15 protein-coding genes are annotated in these 18595 nt (G+C 64.5%); 8 read left to right on the top strand and 7 right to left on the bottom strand.

Annotation, left to right across the window (positions count from 1 at the left end):
• Nucleotides 1-135: 135 nt before the first annotated feature.
• Nucleotides 136-858: a UDP-2,3-diacylglucosamine diphosphatase gene (gene lpxH / locus C6A77_RS23215; RefSeq protein ID WP_114171703.1), complete on the bottom strand. Its 723-nt coding sequence runs from the start codon at nt 856-858 to the stop codon at nt 136-138.
• Complete coding sequence (locus tag C6A77_RS23210; RefSeq protein WP_114171701.1) at nt 855-1355, bottom strand: peptidylprolyl isomerase; 501 nt, start codon at nt 1353-1355, stop codon at nt 855-857. Before C6A77_RS23210 ends, lpxH begins: the two co-directional genes overlap by 4 nt.
• 248 nt (nt 1356-1603) lie before the next feature.
• Between C6A77_RS23210 and C6A77_RS23205 the strand changes: the two genes are divergently transcribed.
• On the top strand, nt 1604-3307 hold the full coding sequence (locus C6A77_RS23205) for a glutamine--tRNA ligase/YqeY domain fusion protein (protein ID WP_114171699.1): 1704 nt from the start codon (nt 1604-1606) through the stop codon (nt 3305-3307).
• 9 nt (nt 3308-3316) lie between these two features.
• Nucleotides 3317-4699 carry a cysteine--tRNA ligase gene (gene cysS / locus C6A77_RS23200; RefSeq protein ID WP_114171697.1) on the top strand — a complete coding sequence of 461 codons (1383 nt, stop codon included), beginning with the start codon at nt 3317-3319 and terminating at the stop codon, nt 4697-4699.
• A gap of 136 nt (nt 4700-4835) precedes the next feature.
• On the opposite strand, the gene C6A77_RS23195 is transcribed toward cysS, so the two are convergent.
• Both C6A77_RS23195 and C6A77_RS23190 read right to left on the bottom strand, forming a co-directional pair.
• Nucleotides 4836-6227 carry a HAMP domain-containing sensor histidine kinase gene (locus tag C6A77_RS23195; RefSeq protein ID WP_114171695.1) on the bottom strand — a complete coding sequence of 464 codons (1392 nt, stop codon included), beginning with the start codon at nt 6225-6227 and terminating at the stop codon, nt 4836-4838.
• Nucleotides 6205-6885 carry a response regulator transcription factor gene (locus C6A77_RS23190; protein ID WP_114171693.1) on the bottom strand — a complete coding sequence of 227 codons (681 nt, stop codon included), beginning with the start codon at nt 6883-6885 and terminating at the stop codon, nt 6205-6207. Before C6A77_RS23190 ends, C6A77_RS23195 begins: the two co-directional genes overlap by 23 nt.
• A 136-nt stretch (nt 6886-7021) precedes the next feature.
• Between C6A77_RS23190 and C6A77_RS23185 the strand changes: the two genes are divergently transcribed.
• The 3 genes from C6A77_RS23185 to proP all read left to right on the top strand — a co-directional run bounded on the left by C6A77_RS23185 (nt 7022) and on the right by proP (nt 10732).
• A complete protein-coding gene (locus tag C6A77_RS23185) occupies nt 7022-7915 on the top strand; it encodes a PA4780 family RIO1-like protein kinase (RefSeq protein ID WP_114171691.1) in 894 nt (297 codons plus the stop codon).
• Nucleotides 7916-8093: 178 nt separating this feature from the next.
• On the top strand, nt 8094-9068 hold the full coding sequence (gene hemB / locus C6A77_RS23180) for a porphobilinogen synthase (RefSeq protein ID WP_114171689.1): 975 nt from the start codon (nt 8094-8096) through the stop codon (nt 9066-9068).
• A 161-nt stretch (nt 9069-9229) separates the two neighbouring features.
• Nucleotides 9230-10732 (top strand): glycine betaine/L-proline transporter ProP, encoded by a 1503-nt coding sequence (gene proP, locus C6A77_RS23175; protein WP_114171687.1) that lies wholly within the window; start codon nt 9230-9232, stop codon nt 10730-10732.
• On the opposite strand, the gene C6A77_RS23170 is transcribed toward proP, so the two are convergent.
• The 3 genes from C6A77_RS23170 to treS all read right to left on the bottom strand — a co-directional run bounded on the left by C6A77_RS23170 (nt 10733) and on the right by treS (nt 14367).
• On the bottom strand, nt 10733-11434 hold the full coding sequence (locus tag C6A77_RS23170) for a YoaK family protein (RefSeq protein WP_114171685.1): 702 nt from the start codon (nt 11432-11434) through the stop codon (nt 10733-10735).
• A gap of 9 nt (nt 11435-11443) precedes the next feature.
• Nucleotides 11444-12070 carry a riboflavin synthase subunit alpha gene (locus C6A77_RS23165; RefSeq protein WP_114171683.1) on the bottom strand — a complete coding sequence of 209 codons (627 nt, stop codon included), beginning with the start codon at nt 12068-12070 and terminating at the stop codon, nt 11444-11446.
• A gap of 230 nt (nt 12071-12300) precedes the next feature.
• Nucleotides 12301-14367, bottom strand: coding sequence for a maltose alpha-D-glucosyltransferase (gene treS, locus C6A77_RS23160; RefSeq protein ID WP_114171681.1), 2067 nt, complete (start codon nt 14365-14367; stop codon nt 12301-12303).
• A gap of 328 nt (nt 14368-14695) precedes the next feature.
• Here treS and icmH point away from each other — a divergent pair, with 328 nt between their 5' ends.
• The 3 genes from icmH to C6A77_RS23145 are packed head-to-tail and all read left to right on the top strand — an operon-like array spanning nt 14696 to nt 18521.
• Nucleotides 14696-15508, top strand: coding sequence for a type IVB secretion system protein IcmH/DotU (icmH, locus tag C6A77_RS23155; protein ID WP_241507450.1), 813 nt, complete (start codon nt 14696-14698; stop codon nt 15506-15508).
• An 11-nt stretch (nt 15509-15519) separates the two neighbouring features.
• On the top strand, nt 15520-17598 hold the full coding sequence (gene tssI, locus C6A77_RS23150; protein ID WP_114171677.1) for a type VI secretion system tip protein TssI/VgrG: 2079 nt from the start codon (nt 15520-15522) through the stop codon (nt 17596-17598).
• Complete coding sequence (locus C6A77_RS23145) at nt 17598-18521, top strand: hypothetical protein (RefSeq protein WP_114171675.1); 924 nt, start codon at nt 17598-17600, stop codon at nt 18519-18521. Before tssI ends, C6A77_RS23145 begins: the two co-directional genes overlap by 1 nt.
• Nucleotides 18522-18595 lie beyond the last annotated feature (74 nt).

Below are 18595 nucleotides of genomic sequence, written 5' to 3'. Positions count from 1 at the left end.
GGGCGGGGGTTGTGGGGGGGGGGGGCCCCCCCCCCCCCCGGGCCCCCCCCGGCGGGCCCCCCCCCCCCCCCCCGGGCCCCCCCCCCCCCCCCGGGGGGGGGGGGCGCCCCCCCGCGAAGAAGTCGACTCGGTCGCTCAGGAAAACTCGAACGGCGCCAGCTGAAACCCTTGCTCGTCGACCTGCAAGGCCCAGCCCCGGCGGTCCCAGTCGCCCAGCACGATGCGCCGCGCCGGTTGCCCGTCGACCACCAGCTTGTGTATCGCCGGCCGGTGGGTATGGCCATGCACCAAGGTGCGCACACCATGCGCCGCCATCACCTTCGGCACTTCTTCCGGGGTCACATCGACGATCTCGGTGGACTTCATCCGGGTTTGCGTGCGGCTCTCGCTGCGCAGCTTGCGCGCCAGCCGGTAGCGGGCCGACAGCGGCAGGTGCCGCAAAAGCCACAGGCTCAGCGGATTGCGCAGCAATCGGCGCATCTTCATGTAGCCGAGGTCGCGGGTGCACAGGGTGTCGCCGTGCATCAGCAGCACCTGTTCACCGCCCAGTTCGATCACGCTGGGGTCGCCCAGCAAGGTGCAGCCAGCGGCCTTGCAGAAGGCCTGGCCAATCAGGAAATCACGGTTGCCATGCATCAGGTAGACGGCCGTACCGCTGTCGCTGAGCCGGCGCATGGCCTGGCAGACCGACTGCTGGAACGGCGTCATGGCATCGTCGCCGATCCAGGCTTCGAAGAAGTCGCCCAGTATGTACAACGCCTTGGCGTGACGGGCGCGGCCATCGAGCAGATCAAGAAACGCCCGGGTAATGTCCGGGCGTTCTTCTTGCAGGTGCAGATCGGAGATCAGCAGGATCACTCAATGATCTCGGCTTTCTCGATGACCACGTCGTCTTTCGGCACGTCCTGGTGGCCGGCTTTGGAGCCGGTGGCGACTTTTTCGATGGCGTCGACGATTTCACGGCCTTCGATCACTTCGCCGAACACCGCGTAGCCCCAGCCCTGCACGTTCTTGCCGCTGTGGTTGAGGAAGTCGTTGTCGGAGGCGTTGATGAAGAACTGCGCCGAGGCGGAGTGCGGCTCCATGGTGCGGGCCATGGCGATGCTGTACTTCTTGTTCTTCAGGCCGTTGTCAGCTTCGTTCTGGATGCTGGCGCGGGTTTTTTTCTGGTTCATGCCCGCCTCGAAGCCACCGCCCTGGATCATGAAGCCCTTGATCACTCGGTGGAACACGGTGCCATCGTAGTGGCCTTCCTTGACGTACTGAACGAAGTTTTCGGTAGTCAGTGGCGCTTTCTCGGCGTCCAGTTGCAGGACGATATCGCCGTGGTTGGTGCTCAGTTTGACTTTGGACATGCTGAAACTCGCTCTTTCAAGGCAATCAGAAATTGGGGTGCGCAGGGCGCGGGTTATCACCTGACGCAGGATCAGGCGCTCACGACACATGGCGCGCAGCGGCCATTTTGCCAGGCTGCGGCAAAAAGCCGTGATAAATCACGCCAGTTTGTCCGGGCCCGACTGTCAGCAGCTTGACTGCTTCGGCTATGATAGGCCCTTTGATTCAATCGGCCTACCCAGGCCGGACACGTGCATTCAAGGATCCTATGAGCAAGCCCACTGCCGACAACGCGCCCAACGCCGCTGCCAAAGGCGCCCCCGCTGTCCCTGCGAATTTCCTGCGGCCGATCATCCAGGCCGACCTGGACTCGGGCAAGCACAGCCGCATCGTCACCCGTTTCCCGCCGGAGCCCAATGGTTACCTGCACATCGGCCACGCCAAGTCGATCTGCGTCAACTTCGGCCTGGCCAAGGAATTCGGCGGCGTCTGCCACCTGCGTTTCGACGATACCAACCCGGCCAAGGAAGACCAGGAGTACATCGACGCCATCCAGAGCGATGTCAAGTGGCTGGGCTTCGATTGGGCCGGCGAGGTGCGTTACGCCTCCGACTACTTCGACCAGTTGCACGACTGGGCGGTCGAGCTGATCAAGCAAGGCAAGGCCTATGTCTGCGACCTCACCCCGGAGCAGGCCAAGGAATACCGTGGCAACCTCAAGGAGCCAGGCAAGAACAGCCCGTTCCGCGAGCGCAGCGTGGCAGACAACCTCGACCTGTTCGCCCGCATGAAGGCCGGTGAGTTCAAGGACGGTGAGCGCGTGCTGCGGGCCAAGATCGACATGGCCTCGCCGAACATGAACCTGCGCGACCCGATCCTGTACCGCATTCGCCATGCGCACCACCACCAGACCGGTGACACGTGGTGCATCTACCCCAACTACGACTTCACCCACGGCCAGTCGGACGCCATCGAGGGCATCACCCACTCGATCTGCACCCTGGAGTTCGAAGGGCATCGTCCGCTGTACGACTGGTTCCTCGACAACCTGCCGGTGCCGGCACACCCGCGCCAGTACGAGTTCAGCCGCCTGAACCTGAACTACACCATCACCTCCAAGCGCAAGCTCAAACAGCTGGTCGACGAAAAGCACGTCGATGCCTGGGACGACCCACGCATGTCGACCCTGTCCGGCTTCCGCCGCCGTGGCTACACCCCGGCGTCGATCCGCAACTTCTGCGAAATGATCGGCACCAACCGTTCTGACGGCGTGGTCGACATGTCGATGCTCGAATTCAGCATCCGTGACGACCTGGACCGCACCGCACCGCGCGCCATGTGCGTGCTGCGCCCGTTGAAAGTGGTCATCACCAACTACCCGGAAGGCCAGGTCGAGCAGCTCGAACTGCCGCGCCACCCGAAGGAAGACATGGGCGTGCGCGTGCTGCCGTTCTCGCGTGAGCTGTACATCGATCGCGATGACTTCATGGAAGAGCCGCCGAAAGGCTACAAGCGCCTGGAGCCGGCCGGCGAAGTGCGCCTGCGCGGCAGCTATGTGATCCGCGCCGACGAGGCGGTCAAGGATGCCGACGGCAACATCGTCGAGCTGCGCTGCTCGTACGACCCGGACACCCTGGGCAAGAACCCCGAAGGCCGCAAGGTCAAGGGTGTGATCCACTGGGTGCCGGCCGCTGGCAGCGTCGAGTGCGAAGTGCGCCTGTACGATCGCCTGTTCCGCTCGCCGAACCCGGAAAAGACCGAGGAGGGCGGCAGCTTCCTCGACAACATCAACCCGGATTCGCTGCAAGTGCTGAGCGGCTGCCGTGCCGAGCCGTCGCTGGCCCAGGCGCAGCCCGAGGACCGCTTCCAGTTCGAGCGCGAAGGCTACTTCTGCGCCGACCTCAAAGACAGCCAGCCGGGCCGCCCGGTGTTCAACCGCACCGTCACCCTGCGTGACTCCTGGGGCAGCTGAGGAACCGTCGTGCTTACCATCTACAACACCCTGAGCAAAGCGAAGGAAGTCTTCAAGCCGCTGGATGGCAACAAGGTGCGCATGTACGTCTGCGGCATGACCGTGTACGACTACTGCCACCTCGGCCATGGCCGCAGCATGGTGGCCTTCGACCTGGTCACCCGCTGGCTGCGCAAGAGCGGCTACGAACTGACCTACGTGCGCAACATCACCGACATCGATGACAAGATCATCAACCGGGCCAACGAGAACGGTGAAAGTTTCGACGCCCTGACCGCCCGCATGATCGACGCGATGCACGAAGACGAGCGCCGCCTGAACATCCTGCCGCCGGACCAGGAGCCGCGTGCCACCGACCACATCGCCGGCATGCACGCGATGATCCAGACCCTGATCGACAAGGGTTACGCCTACGCCCCGGGCAATGGCGACGTGTACTACCGCGTCGGCAAGTTCGTCGGCTACGGCAAGCTGTCGCGCAAGAAGATCGAAGACCTGCGCATCGGCGCCCGTATCGAGGTCGATGAAGCCAAGCAGGACCCGCTCGACTTCGTGCTGTGGAAAGGCGTCAAGCCGGGCGAGCCAAGCTGGGAATCGCCCTGGGGCCCGGGGCGTCCGGGCTGGCACATCGAGTGCTCGGTGATGTCCACCTGCTGCCTGGGCGAGAGCTTCGACATCCACGGCGGTGGCAGCGACCTGGAATTCCCGCACCACGAGAACGAAATTGCCCAGAGCGAGGCGGCCACCGGCAAGCAGTACGCCAACGCCTGGATGCACTGCGGCATGATCCGCATCAACGGCGAGAAGATGTCCAAGTCGTTGAACAACTTCTTCACCATTCGCGACGTGCTCGAGAAGTACCACCCGGAGGTGGTGCGCTACCTGCTGGTGGCCAGCCACTACCGCAGCGCGATCAACTACTCCGAAGACAGCCTGCGCGATGCCAAGGGCGCGCTGGAGCGCTTCTACCACGCCCTGCGCGGCCTGCCACGGGTGGCAGCCAAGGGCGGCGAAGCGTTCGTCGAGCGTTTCAGCGTGGCCATGAACGACGACTTCGGCACCCCCGAAGCCTGCGCTGTGCTGTTTGACCTGGTGCGCGAGATCAACCGCCTGCGTGACAGCGACCTTGAGGCAGCTGCCGGCCTGGCGGGCCGCTTGCGCGAGCTGGGCGATGTGCTGGGTGTGCTGCAGCTGGAGGCCGACGACTTCCTGCGCGCCGGTGCCGAAGGCAAGGTGGATGCCGCCGAGGTCGAAGGCTTGATCCAGGCGCGCCTGCAGGCGCGTGCGGACAAGAACTGGGCCGAGTCCGACCGCATTCGCGAGCAGTTGACTGCCATGGGTGTGGTGCTGGAAGACAGCAAGGGCAGTACGACCTGGCGTCTGGCTGACTAAGCCAGTAAGAAGGGGCCGCGTTGCGGCCCAATCGCCGGCAAGCCAGCTCCCACAGGTATATCGCCAGGCTCGAAAGCAGTGGTAACCCTGTGGGAGCCGGCTTGCCGGCGATTGGGCTGCAAAGCAGCCCCGATGGTTACTTGGCCGGCCCCGCAAGCGGGCAATGCAGCACCAGCCTGGCCCCGCCCAACTCGCTTTCCCCCACCTCCAGCCCGAACCCATGCAGGTCGACGATCGCTGCCACGATCGACAACCCCAGCCCGAACCCCGCATGGCGGTGGCCTTCCTCGCTGCGATAGAAGCGTTTCAGCACCGCGGCTCGCTCTTCTTCGGGAATACCCGGCCCGCTGTCTTCTATGGCCAGGTGCAGGCCCTGCTCATCCTGGGTCGCGGCAATCCGCACCTGCCCACCCTCCGGGGTGAACTTGATCCCGTTACCCACCAGGTTGGCCAAGGCCTCGAACAGCAGTTCGCGGTCACCGTGCAATGCCGCCAGCTCGGCGGGCTGCTGCAGTTCCAGGCGGATGCCGCCATCTTCGGCCAACGGCAGGTAGAAGTCGTGCAGCTCCACCAGCAACTCGTGCGGGTCGAGCTGGACAAAGCCGGCGCGTCGCTGGCGGTCCTCCAGCTCGCTGATGCGCAACAAGCCGCGAAAACGCGCCATCAGCGTGTCGGTTTCGCCGATGGCCTGGTCCAGCGCTTCGGCCTGGGTGGAATCGACGTCGCTCTGCTGGCGAATGCGGTACAGCTGGGCGCGCAGGCGCGTCAACGGGGTGCGCAGGTCATGGGCGATGTTGTCGCACACGCCCTTGACCTCGTGCATCAGCCGCTCGATGCGGTCGAGCATGGCGTTGACGATGGCCGCCAGCATGTCCAGTTCGTCGCGCCGGGCCGAGAGGGGCAGGCGATGGGTAAGGTCGCCGGCGACGATCAGTTCGGCCTGGGCCTGGATTGCGCGGATGCGCTTGAGTGGCCGGCGCCTCAGCAGGTACCAGCCGGCAAAGCCCGGGATCAGGGTCAGCGAGATCCCCCACAGCAGGGCATGCAGGATGATCCGGGTGACCACGAACAACGAGCCGTTGTCGCGTACCAGTATCAGCCAGCGCCCGTCCTGCACCTTGATGGCCACCGCATCGCAGCTGTCGCGTGGCATGTGCGGGTCGTCGGCGTCCAGGCAGCGCTTCAGTTCGTGGACCTTGCCGTCCAGTCGCAGCTCTGGCGGGATGCTGCGAATGCGCCCGCCGATCGGGTTGAGCTGGCTGTCGAACAGGCCATAGGCGTCGAAGCTGCGGTCTTCGAAGGCCTGGCTGGCGACCAGGGCGTCGTCCAGCTGCTTGCCGCTCATGTGGGCGAACAGGTGCTGGCGTTGCAGCATGGAATGGCGGGTGAGTTTGTTCAGATAGCTGGACACCTCGAAGTACAGCACCCCCATGAGGATGCTGCTCCAGGCCACGAACAGAAAGCTGTACAGCGCCAGCAGGCGGCTGGTCGAGGAGCTCCAGCCCTTAGACGGGTTCAGCAATGGCATAGCCCGAGCCCCGCACCGTACGGATCAGTGGCGACTGGCCGGGGGCGTCGATCTTCTTGCGCAGGCGGCCGATATGCACGTCGATCAGGTTGGTGCCTGGGTCGAAGTGGTAGCCCCAGACCTCCTCGAAAATCATCATCCGCGTGATCACCTGGCCGCTGTGGCGCATCAGGTACTCCAGCAGCTTGTACTCGGTCGGCAGCAGGTTGAGGGTCTGCTCGCCGCGACGGGCTTCGTGGCTGATCAGGTCCAGTTGCAGGTCGGCGACCTGCAGGCGGGTCTGGGTCATCGGCACGCTGTTGCGCCGCAGCAGCACCTCGACCCGGGCCGCCATCTCGTCGGAGGCAAACGGTTTGGTCAGGTAGTCGTCACCGCCGGCGCGCAGGCCGCGTACCCGCTCGTCGACGTCGGAAAGGGCGCTGATCATCAGGATCGGCGTGGCGATCTTGAGGCTGCGCAGGGTGGTGACGATGGTCAGCCCATCGACCTCGGGCAGCATGCGGTCCAGGGTGATCAGGTCGTAGCCACCGGCGATCGCCTTGGCCAGGCCTTCACGGCCGTTGTCGGCCCAATCCACCTCCAGGCCGTGGCTGGTAAGTTCGGCGACGATTTCCTGGCCGGTGACGGCGTCGTCTTCGATGGTGAGTACGCGAGGCATGCTGGTTCCCGGGCATTTAATGGAGACTTGATTGTGCCAAAGAATAGCCAACCGGCGATTTAAGAAAAATTCATCTAGTCGCACCCGGCTGTGAGAGGATGTCCGCCATTACAGCCAGGACCCTGAACGCAGCCTGATGAAGACACCGAAAAGAATCGAACCCCTGATCGAAGACGGCCTGGTCGACGAAGTACTGCGGCCGTTGATGAGTGGCAAGGAAGCTGCCGTGTATGTGGTGCGCTGCGGCGGCCAGGTGCGCTGCGCCAAGGTCTATAAAGAAGCCAACAAGCGCAGTTTCCGCCAGGCCGCCGAGTACCAGGAGGGCCGCAAGGTGCGCAACAGCCGCCAGGCCAGGGCCATGGCCAAGGGCAGCAAGTACGGGCGCAAGGAAGCCGAAGATGCCTGGCAGAACGCCGAAGTGGCGGCGCTGTTCCGCCTGGCCGCTGCCGGCGTGAGGGTGCCCAAGCCCTACGACTTCCAGGACGGCGTGCTGCTGATGGAGCTGGTGACCGATGCCGACGGTGATGCCGCCCCGCGCTTGAACGATGTGCACCTCGAGGCGGAGGAGGCGCGGCTGTTCCATGCCTTCGTCATTCGCCAGATCGTGCTGATGCTGTGCGCCGGGCTGGTGCACGGCGACCTGTCCGAGTTCAATGTGCTGCTCGGCCCGGACGGGCCGGTGATCATCGACCTGCCGCAGGCGGTGGATGCCGCGGCCAACAACCATGCGTTCAGCATGCTGCAGCGCGACGTGGACAACATGGCCCACTATTTCGGGCGCTTTGCGCCGGAGTTGAAAGGCACCCGCTATGCGCAGGAAATGTGGGCGTTGTACGAAGCCGGCGAGCTGCGCCCGGACAGCCCGCTGACCGGGCAGTTCGCAGACGACGAACATGACGCCGATGTGGCCGGGGTGATGCGCGAAATCGATGCGGCCCGGCTGGACGAGGCACGCCGGCGCACGGCGCGGGCCGAAGCTGAGCACGGCCCGGCCACGGCCGAGGAGCCGACGCCGCCCTGGCTGCAGTGAGGTGTCGGCCGCTCCCACAGGTATGAAGCGATCCCTGTGGGAGCGGGCGAGCCCGCGAAGAGGCCGGCAGAGGAAAACCGCCGTTGCCTTTGACGCAAGACAATATCTCGTCATCTGGCCTTTTCACTGACGCGCGACAGGCATAAGGTATACGCCGTTCAAATTCCCTGGAGCTGTCATGTCCAACCAATTCCCGTCCGTTCGTCCACGCCGCCTGCGCCAGAACGAGTCCCTGCGCACGATCTTCCAGGAAACCGAGTTCCGCCTTGAAGACCTGATCCTGCCGATCTTCGTCGAAGAGGGTATCGATGACTTCGTGCCGATCACCAGCATGCCCGGCGTCAACCGCATCCCCGAGAAGCTGCTGGCCCAGGAGATCGAGCGCTATGCCCGTGCCGGCATCAAGTCGGTCATGACCTTTGGTGTTTCGCACAACCTGGACGCCGTCGGCAGCGACACCTGGAACGAAAACGGCCTGGTCGCCCGCATGTCGCGCATCTGCAAGGACAGCGTGCCGGAAATGGTGGTGATGTCCGACACCTGCTTCTGCGAATACACCAGCCACGGCCATTGCGGTGTGCTGCATGACCATGGCGTGGACAACGATGCCACCCTGGCCAACCTGGGCAGGCAGGCAGTGATCGCCGCCGCCGCTGGCGCCGACTTCATCGCCCCGTCGGCGGCGATGGACGGCCAGGTCCAGGCCATCCGTGGCGCGCTGGACGCTGCCGGCTTCCACGACACCGCGATCATGGCCTATTCCACCAAGTTCGCCTCGTCGCTGTATGGCCCGTTCCGCGAAGCCGGTGGTACGGCGCTGAAGGGCGACCGCAAGAGCTACCAGATGAACCCGATGAACCGCCGCGAAGCGGTGCGCGAGTCGCTGCTCGACGAGCAGGAAGGGGCCGATGTGCTGATGGTCAAGCCGGCTGGCGCCTACCTCGATGTGATTGCCGATATTCGCGCGGCATCGCGCCTGCCGTTGGCGGCGTACCAGGTGAGCGGCGAATACGCCATGATCAAGTTCGGCGGCCTGGCCGGTGCCATCGACGAAGGCCGGGTCGTGCGCGAAAGCATTGGCGCGATCAAGCGTGCCGGTGCCGACCTGATCCTCACTTACTTCGCCATGGACCTCGCCCGCGAAGGCATCTGACCCGCAGGGGCGCCGCGTTCGCGGCGCCTGCCGCGCGCGCCGAACCGCGCAGCAGGCGCTCTGGGGCAGCCTTGCGCTGAACAAAAATTCCCTGAGCGCTGAATTATTTAGCGCCCTGTCGTATCTGATCCCTTAGAGCATTCATCGACAGGGACAAGGGTATGAAATCTCGCAAGAACAAGGTCCAGCCAATCGGCCTGCAGGACATCACCATCGTCGACGACGCCAAGATGCGCAAGGCGATCACCGCCGCAGCACTGGGCAATGCGATGGAATGGTTCGACTTCGGGGTCTACGGCTTCGTCGCCTATGCCTTGGGCAAGGTGTTTTTCCCCAATGCCGACCCCAGCGTGCAGATGATCGCGGCGCTCGCCACGTTTTCCGTGCCATTCCTGATCCGGCCCCTGGGCGGGCTGTTCTTCGGCGCCCTCGGCGACCGCTTCGGGCGGCAGAAAATTCTTGCCGCGACCATCATCATCATGTCGCTCAGCACCTTTGCCATCGGCCTGATACCGTCCTACGCCAGTATCGGCATCTGGGCGCCGATCCTGTTGCTGCTGGCCAAGATGGCCCAAGGCTTCTCGGTGGGGGGCGAATACACCGGCGCTTCGATCTTCGTCGCCGAATATGCCCCCGACCGCAAACGCGGGTTCCTCGGCAGCTGGCTGGACTTCGGCTCGATCGCCGGTTTCGTGCTTGGCGCCGGGGTGGTAGTGCTGATCTCCACCGTGCTTGGCGAAGAAAAGTTTCTTGAGTGGGGCTGGCGCCTGCCGTTCTTCCTCGCCTTGCCGCTGGGCATCATCGGCCTTTATCTGCGCCACGCGCTGGAGGAGACGCCAGCCTTCCAGCAACATGTCGAAAAGCTGGAGCAGGGCGACCGCGAAGGGCTGGCCTCCGGGCCCAAGGTCTCGTTCAAGGAAGTCGCCACCCAGCACTGGCGTAGCCTGGTGACCTGCATCGGTGTGGTGATCGCCACCAACGTCACCTACTACATGCTGCTCACCTACATGCCCAGCTACCTGTCGCACAACCTGCACTACAGCGAAGACCGTGGCGTGCTGATCATCATCGCGATCATGGTCGGCATGTTGTTCGTGCAGCCGATGATCGGGCTGCTCAGCGACAAGTTCGGGCGCAGGCCGTTCATCATCGTCGGCAGCGTCGGCCTGTTGGTCCTGGCCATTCCTGCCTTCAAGCTGATTAACAGCGGCGTGCTGGGGGTGATCTTCGCCGGCCTGCTGATCATCGCCGTGCTGCTGAACTTCTTCATCGGCGTGATGGCCTCGACGCTGCCGGCCATGTTCCCCACGCACATCCGCTACAGTGCGCTGGCCAGCGCCTTCAATATTTCCGTGCTGATTGCCGGGCTGACCCCGACCATTGCCGCCTGGCTGGTGGAGAGCACCGGCAACCTGTACATGCCGGCGTATTACCTGATGGTGATCGCCGCCGTGGGCCTGGTCACTGGCCTGACCATGAAGGAAACCGCCAACAAGCCGCTGCGCGGCGCGGCACCGGCAGCCTCGGATATCGAGGAAGCGCGCGAGCTGCTGCAGGAGCACCACGACAATATCGAGCAGAAGATCGAGGACATCGATGCGCAGATTGCCGAGCTGGAGGCCAAGCGCGAGGTGCTGGTGCAGCAGCACCCGCGCATCGAGTGATCAGCGTGGCATGTAGCCGCGCTGCCACGAACGTGGAATGAAGCGCGACACCATGGCCAGCACGCAGGCCAGCGCGCAGCTGCCGGCCAGTGCCCGCAAGCCCAGGTGCTGCTGCAACCAGGCACCCAGCGCGGCGCCCAGCAGCATGCCGGCCCAGGGCACCAGCTGCACGCGCCAGCCGTTGCGCCGCTCACCCAGCAGCCAACGGCCCAGGCCGCGGCCGAAGCGCGACAGGGCGCCGGTCACGTAGGTCAGGCCGATGGGCAGGCCATTGACCTGTTCGACCACCGCGTTGATCATGCCCATGGCCAGCGTGGTGGCGAGCAACGCCGGGAAGGTGACCGCCAGCGGCCACAGGCTGGCGAACACCAACAGTGCGGCGACCACCAACAGCAACGGCCAGGCCCGGCGGCGGAAGCCGCGCGCGAGCAGCACACCCAGCGCATTGCCGATCACGAAGCCCAGTACCGCGCCGCTCAGGCGCAGTACCAGGGCCAGGTCGGCCTCGCTGATGGCCACGGCCAGGCGCGTGGTGTTACCACTCATGAACGACACGAAGTCGCCCAGCGCCAGCAGGCCGATGGCATCGGTCATGCCAGCCAGCACCGACAGGCCGGCGACCAGGCCAAGGCCGACCCGACCCCGCAGAACTTGCAGGCGCAGCCGCTTGGCCGAACGCGCCGGGAGGGTATTGGGCAGCATGCGCGAGCCTCAGCGGGCCATTTCGCGGGCGAGCGTGCTTTTGATGGTGCGTTCTACCACATCGACCAGCACCATGGTCTGGTGGTCCACTTCGATGTTGAGCAATTCGCCGGCCTTGTAGCTGGCAAAGGTGGTCTGGCGCAGGGTTTCCGGGATCAGGTTGATGGTAACGACGTTGTCCTCGACATCGGCGACGGTCAGGCTGCAGCCGTTGACCCCGATGAAGCCGCGCGCAAACACGTACTTGCCCCATTCCGGCGGCATGCGGAACCGGATGAAGGCACCGGTTTCGCTGATCGACAGCGCGACGATTTCGGCGGTGGTGGCAATGTGGCCGGCCATCAGGTGGCCACCGACTTCGGCGTTCATCTTCGCCGAGCGTTCAATGTTGACGCGCTGGCCGGCCTTGAAGAAGCGCAGGTTGGTGCGCTCGAGGGTGGCGGTCATGGCGTCGAACCGGACCTGGGTGCCGGCGATTTCGGTCACCGACAGGCAGGTGCCTTCGACACTGACGCTGGCGCCGATCTTCAGCTCGTCGAGCAGTTCCGGGGTGAGGTCGATGGTGAACTGGTTGTGGCCTGGGTAGATGGCCACATCGAGCAGCGGGCGGACGGCCTGGACGATGCCGGTGTACATGGGGTTGCTCCTGGGCACGGAAGAAAACTACCGAACGCTATGCCCGTGGAGCGGTAAAAGCAAGCTGGCCATATGTCCGGGCACTTGACCCCCCCCGGCCCCCCCCCCCGCCGGGGGGTGGCCCCGGGGGGGGGGGGGCCCCCCCGCTATGCCGGCTTGGGGGGGGATGGCACCGGCTGCGCCGGTGTTCGCGGGTGAACCCGCTCCCACAGGCATCGCGTGGCTGCCATTCAGACATGGCCGCTGCTGTTGACGATCCGCAGGCACAGCGCTTCGTACGGGTCCAGGTTCACCATCAGCCGGCCATCCTCGGTCAAATCGCCTTCGACCGTTTCGTTGATCATGTCCACCACCGGCCCCGGGGTGAAGCCGGTCAGGTGCAGCTCTTCGGCGATCACATCCTGACCAAAGTTCAGCGCACTGATCTGGATACCGCGCCCGGCCGGCAGCTCGTGCACCATCACCAGCAACCCCGGGCTGCTGACGTCTGGCACCAGCACCTGGCGGCTGGTGGCGATGCCGTAAGCCTGGCGCACTGCCAACAGCTTTTTCACCTTGCAGGCAAACGAATCGCCGTTTTCCAGCTGGCTGTCGAGGCTGCCATACAGCGCCCGGGCCCGCGGCATTCCGCGCAGCGACAGTTGAGCCTGTGGGTCCAGCCCGGCCAGGTCATAACCGCCCCGGTGAATCCAGCGGGTATCGCCATCGAGCATCCGCTCGGCCACCGCTTCCGCGGGCAAGGGCAGGGCGCCCACCAGGTCCCAGCCGGACAGCGCGACGACCCCCGGTTGCATGGCGTTGTACATCACCAGCAGCAGGTGCACTTTCTGAATCAGCTCGACCTCGGCGGCACCGATCTGTTGCAGATCGCGTATGCCGAGGGCCGCAGCGATCAGGCTGGCGGTGGTGCAGGCGATGCCGTTGGTGACGAAACGCAGGTTGTACGGCGCATGTTCGCCCGACAGGCGTTCGTAGATCTCTTCGCGGATGTGTTCGCGCAGGATGCCGCCGGGCAGGGTCTGGCCCTTGTACAGGTACATGTCATGGGCATGCAGGGTCCAGAAATGCACCAGTTCCACGGTCAGCTCGTCATGGTTCTGCAAGGCATGGATCAACGAGGCCGGGTCGATGCCAAAGGCGTGCATCTCCTTGAGCATCAGGCGCAGGAACTCGGTGTCGCCGGTCAGCAGCGCGTGCTGGTAGGCCGGCCGGGTAATGAAGTCGTAGGACAGGTCGGCACCGCCCTTGGACATCTGCGCGATATCGTCGAGGGTCAGGTTCAGTTCCTGGAAGCTGAAGCCACCGGCCTTGCGGATCATGCCACCGATCAGCTGGTTACCGACGATCGACAGCGGGTGGCTTTCCGACCAGGCGGTGCCACTGGCGCGGGTCTCTACGCCGAGAAAGCCGTTGGCATCCAGGCGCAGGCCGCGAGCGCCGAGGCAGTCCAGCGCATGCAGGGCATCGCCGATGATCATCTGCTGGGCGGCGAACGTGGGGTCCAGCCAGTTCAGTGACGGCTGGCCTTCCTTGAAATAGTGCAGGTACACCCAGCGCCGGGTCTTGCCGTCGACACCCGTGATGGGCGGTGTCGCGCTCCAGTCGGTTTCCTTCACGCCCGGCTCGAAGAAGATCACCCGCTGCAGTTGGCCGACGATGTAATGCCGCGCCTTGAGTTCGTCGCACTGGGCGGGCAGCAGGTTGACCGCATCACGCCCGTCGGGTACTTCCGGCAGCAGCGGCCAGTCTTCCTCGCGAATCTCGACCATGTGGTACAGGCCGGGGTAAGGCCCGTAGGCCAGTTCGGCCAGGCGGAAGTCGGCGCCCTTGCCGGTGTGCGAGGGGATCAGGTCGTCGATGATCACCGCGTTGTGCGCGGCGGCCATGCGGCTCATCTGGACCAGTTCCTGTTCGCTGCCATACAGCGGGTCGATGTCGAAACTGATGCGGTCGAAGTTGCCGTCCACGCTGGGCGTCAGCTCACGGCCGCGGATGCCGCCGGAGCGCTTGACCGGCCCGGTGTGCAGGCCCTGGATGCCGACCTCCGACAGGCGCTTCCACAGCGCCTCGTGCGCCAGGGCGCCGAGTACCGAACTGCCTTCGGGGGCGATGATGGCGTCGGGGTAGACGGTCAGCCACACCGAGGCGATTTCGGTGGCGCGGCGCGGCTGGGCCTCGGCGTAGGGCTGCTGCCACAGGCGCGACTGGCCCGAGTACAGCGCGGTGCGTTGCTGGGAGGCCTTGAGCATGGCGCGGTCTTCGAGCCATTTGACGTATGACGGGTCGGGCTGGGTCATTGCGCATCCTCTCTGCGTGTCGGCACCGGCTGAGGTTATGACGGCAACCGCGGCGGAACGTTCGGCTGGAGAACGGTTCTGGCTGCTTCGACGGCACATCGCAGCACAGGCGCCGCATGCCTGCGAGGCCCGGTATGTGAGTCATTGTTTGCAGAAGAAATGCCAGTCGAAAAATCCTACAGCGGCTTAGGAAGGTCCCGACTCCCCGCAGAATTCGTTCCCCGATAGGGTTCATGCCCTCGATTTGCTGGAAGACAAGGACCTCTCCATGCGCCCCCCATCCGCTGCTGCCTTCGAGAAAACCGGAGCCGGCACTGACCATGACGTCATGGAAAACAGCCTGCAGGCCATGCTGGAAGACCCGGGAGGAGGCGACTCGCCTTATCCCCCCGATCAGGCTGGGCGTGCAGACGAGGCAGGCTACCCGGCCGACCCCGAATTCCGCCTGCGCGGCGGTTACGCCAACCTGATGATCGACGCGGCAGCCCAGCTGTTCGGCCTGGTCATCCGTCTGCGTACCCTGGATGAGCTGCCCAACATCGCCTTCGTTCACCAGTCCCTGCAAACGCGGATCAACGCCATCCGCGAAGAAATGCAGCAGCACGGGTACGGCGCCACGCACCTGGAAGCCTATTCCTACGCCCTGTGCCTGTACTTGGACGAGGCCGTGATGAGCCGCCCCTGGGGCAAAAACAGCTGCTGGAGCCAGGAACCCTTGCTGAGCATCTTCCATGACGAGACCCACGGCGGCGAGAAGATCTTCGTGCTTATCGAGCGCATGCTGCTGTCGCCCAAGGAGTTCCAGGATGTGCTGGAGTTCCTGTACTTGTGCATCTGCCTGGGCCTGCGGGGCAAGTACGCCCTCGACCCCAAGGGTGAAGCCACCATCAAGGCCCTGATCGGGCGGATGCACCAGGTCATCCGGGAACTGCGCGGGCCCACGCCGGAGCAGGTCTGCGACCCCTTTACCAATGTCGCCGATCGCCCTTGGCACAGGCCACGGCGGATATGGCCCTGGTGGAGCCCGTTGCTGATCTCGGCCATCGCCATGGTCTGCGCCTACTGCTTCTACAGCTACCGGCTGAGCCTGATCACTGCCGAAGTCCTCGAGTCGCTCGACAGCATCATGTCAACGTACTGACTGGAGCCCCCATGCCTAGCCAATCCGATCTGCGTTTTACCTTTCAACCGCTGGCTGGCCGGCTTGCCTTCGAAGTGGTGTCGTTCGAACTCGACGAAGCGATCAGCACACCGTTCCAGCTGAAACTGGAGCTGATCAGTTTCGAAGACGAGGTCGATTTCGGCCAACTGCTCGACAAGCCGGTGCTGTTCACCCTTTTGCGCGGCGAGCGGCCACTGCGATACGTGCACGGCCTGGTCAGCAGCTTCAGCCAAGGCGAGACGGGCTTCCACCGGACCCGCTACCGCGCCCTGGTCGAGCCCGTTCTGGCCCGTGCCAGCCTGCGTTCGAACTGGCGCATCTTTCAGCACAAGACCGTGCCACAGATACTCGAATTGATGCTGCAGCGCCAGGGCATCACCCGTTTCAAGATCAACAGCAGCAGTGAGCACCATGTCCGCGAGTTCTGTGTGCAGGCTGGCGAAACCGACCTTGATTTCATTGCCCGCCTGGCCGCGGAAGAAGGGTTCATCTACCGCTTCGAGCATTCGCCGAAACAACACCTGCTGGTTCTCACTGACCGCCTGCTGGCGCTGGGGCAAATCAGCCGGGGCGCGATCGACACGGGTGACGACGGTGACGTGTTCCACGACGACCAAGAGGTCGGCCCCGACCAGATTCTGTACCGCGCCAACAGCGGCGGCGATCAGGTCAGGCCGTGCCTGCGCTATCTGCGCTACAGCGAACAGGTGCGCAGCGCCCGGCAGGTACAGCGCGATTACACCTTCACCCTGCCGCAGTACCGCCAGGAACACCGTGCGGATGACAGCAGCATCACGCACCAGTCGCTGAACTATGAGCGCTTCGACTATCCCGGGCGCTACAAGCGGGACGCGGTCGGCGTGCCGTTCACCGCTACCCGGCTTACCGCCTTGCGTCACGATGCGCGCATTGCCGAGGTGGAGGGCGACGATGCACGGCTGCAACCCGGGCTGAGCTTCACCCTCATCGAACACCCGCGTGCCGACCTCAACGTGCATTGGCGCCCGGTCAGCGTGCACCACGAAGGCGTCCAGTTCACCAGCCTGCAGGAAGAAGCCGCTGGCGTCGGGCAAAGCACCCGCTACACCCAGCAGGCGCTGCTGGTGCCCGGTAGGGCTGAATGGCGCCCGGCGCCGTTGGCCAAGCCGCGCATCGACGGGCCGCACATGGCCACGGTCGTCGGCCCGCCCGGGGAGGAGATTTATTGCGACCAGTGGGGCCGGGTCAAGGTCAGCTTTCCCTGGGACAGGGAAAGCAAGCACGACGAGTTCAGTTCCTGCTGGGTGCGGGTCTCGCAAGGCTGGGCTGGCGGTAGCTGGGGTTCGATGGCGATCCCCAGGGTCGGCCAGGAGGTGATCATCCACTACGTCAACGCCGATCCCGACCAGCCGATGATCACCGGGCGGACCTACTGTGGCGATCAGCTACCGCCTTACGACCTGCCCGAACACAAGACGCGCATGACCATCAAGAGCCAGACCCACAAGGGTGATGGCTTCAACGAGCTGCGCTTCGAGGACGAGCTAGGCAAGGAGGAAGTGTTCATCCACGCCCAACGGGACCAGAACAACGTGGTGGGCAACGACGAAACGACGCGGGTCGGGCGCAACCGCGTCGAGCAGGTGGGTAACGACGAGCAGCTGAGTATCGGCAACGACTTCGTTCAGCAGACGGGGCGCAACAACAGCCAGTTCGTCGGGCAGAACCGTGAGGTAGAGATCGGGCACGACCTGACCGAGAAAGTCGGCAACAACCGTAGCGAAGCCACCGGCGGCAACCAACACGTGTTGGTGGGCAACGACAGCGAGCTGATCGTCAAAGGGGCTTGGAAGGTCAACGTCGGGCAGGGCATGGCACAACACACCACGGCCTACCAGTTGTTGGCCAGTGAGCGCATCGAGCTGCGGACCCCGGGTGGCAGCATCGTCCTGGATGAGCGGGGCATCACCATCAATGGGCTGTCACTCGATCTGCTGGGGCAAACCACAGCGGTCGCCAAAGGAGAAGGCAATGCCCAGTCACTGTTGCTGACACCGAACGCCAGCAAGAAGTGCGAGGGCCAACTCTGATGGGCAGCGAAGTATTGGTCAGCCTCGTTGAAAAACGGCATGCGCCACACTTGCACTGCCAGGTACTGATCGATCCGCTGGCGAGCGCAGGCCATGGCGAGCATGCCTTGCTCGCCCGGCTTCGCGACGCTTTGGGTGAGGGGGCTTTGACCCGTGTGCAGCGGGCGGACCTCGCCGAAGCACCCCATCTGCACCCCGTGTTGGTGTGTCTGGCGCGACCTGGCGCGACGCCCAGTCGTTCTTTACTGGAGCTTACTGCCAGGGCTGCGCAGAACGGGCTGTATCAGCGACGGCGCTACTTGTGTGGCTGGCTGTTCAGTGAGGCGCCGCCAGCCACCATCGCTGCCCATATCGCGGCTTTGTGCCGAGTACCCGATGCACAACGGGCCTTCAGTTTCTATCCGGTCTACGAGCCGGTGCGCCTGGAGCTGCTTGCAGCGACCTTCAAGCAGGCCGAACAAGGCCCATGGTGGCCGATCGACAACTGGCTGTTCCTGAGCAGCGGCGGACGGCTGGTGAACCTGAGAGGGCAGGGCGGGCCACGCCATGCGTTGCCGGGGCCTGCCCTGCGTATTCAGGCTGACGGGGTACTGGTCGAACGGGTGCTGGCCGGTTGGCGAGTTTTGCGGGCGAGCACGACCGATGCCAGCCAGTGTCAGATTCCAGCGTTTGCCGCCGTGCGCGCATCGAATCATATCGATGACGCGCGGGGCCTGGGGTTGAGCAATGCGGAAGACATCGTGGTGCTCGCCCTGCATCAGTTGTGCATCCATCCCCGCCTGCACACCCTCAGTGAAGTGCGCAGCTTGATCGATGGTGCTTGCAGCGGGCAGCAGGCACTTGCGCCATTGCTGGCCCGATACTCCGAGGCGCATTGGCGCCGCCTCACCGAATCCCTGTCGAAATCGGAGCGCCGCCTGTGACCATCAGCCAACGTATCGCCATTGCAGCGGCCGAAGCCGGGCTGCCGCATGACCAGTGCATGTACTGTGAACGT

Origin of the sequence: Pseudomonas sp. AFG_SD02_1510_Pfu_092 (genome assembly GCF_003331055.1) — a bacterium.
Lineage (GTDB): Bacteria > Pseudomonadota > Gammaproteobacteria > Pseudomonadales > Pseudomonadaceae > Aquipseudomonas.
The sequence above is the reverse complement of the archived record's forward strand: the minus strand, read 5'-3'. Positions and strand labels throughout refer to the sequence as shown.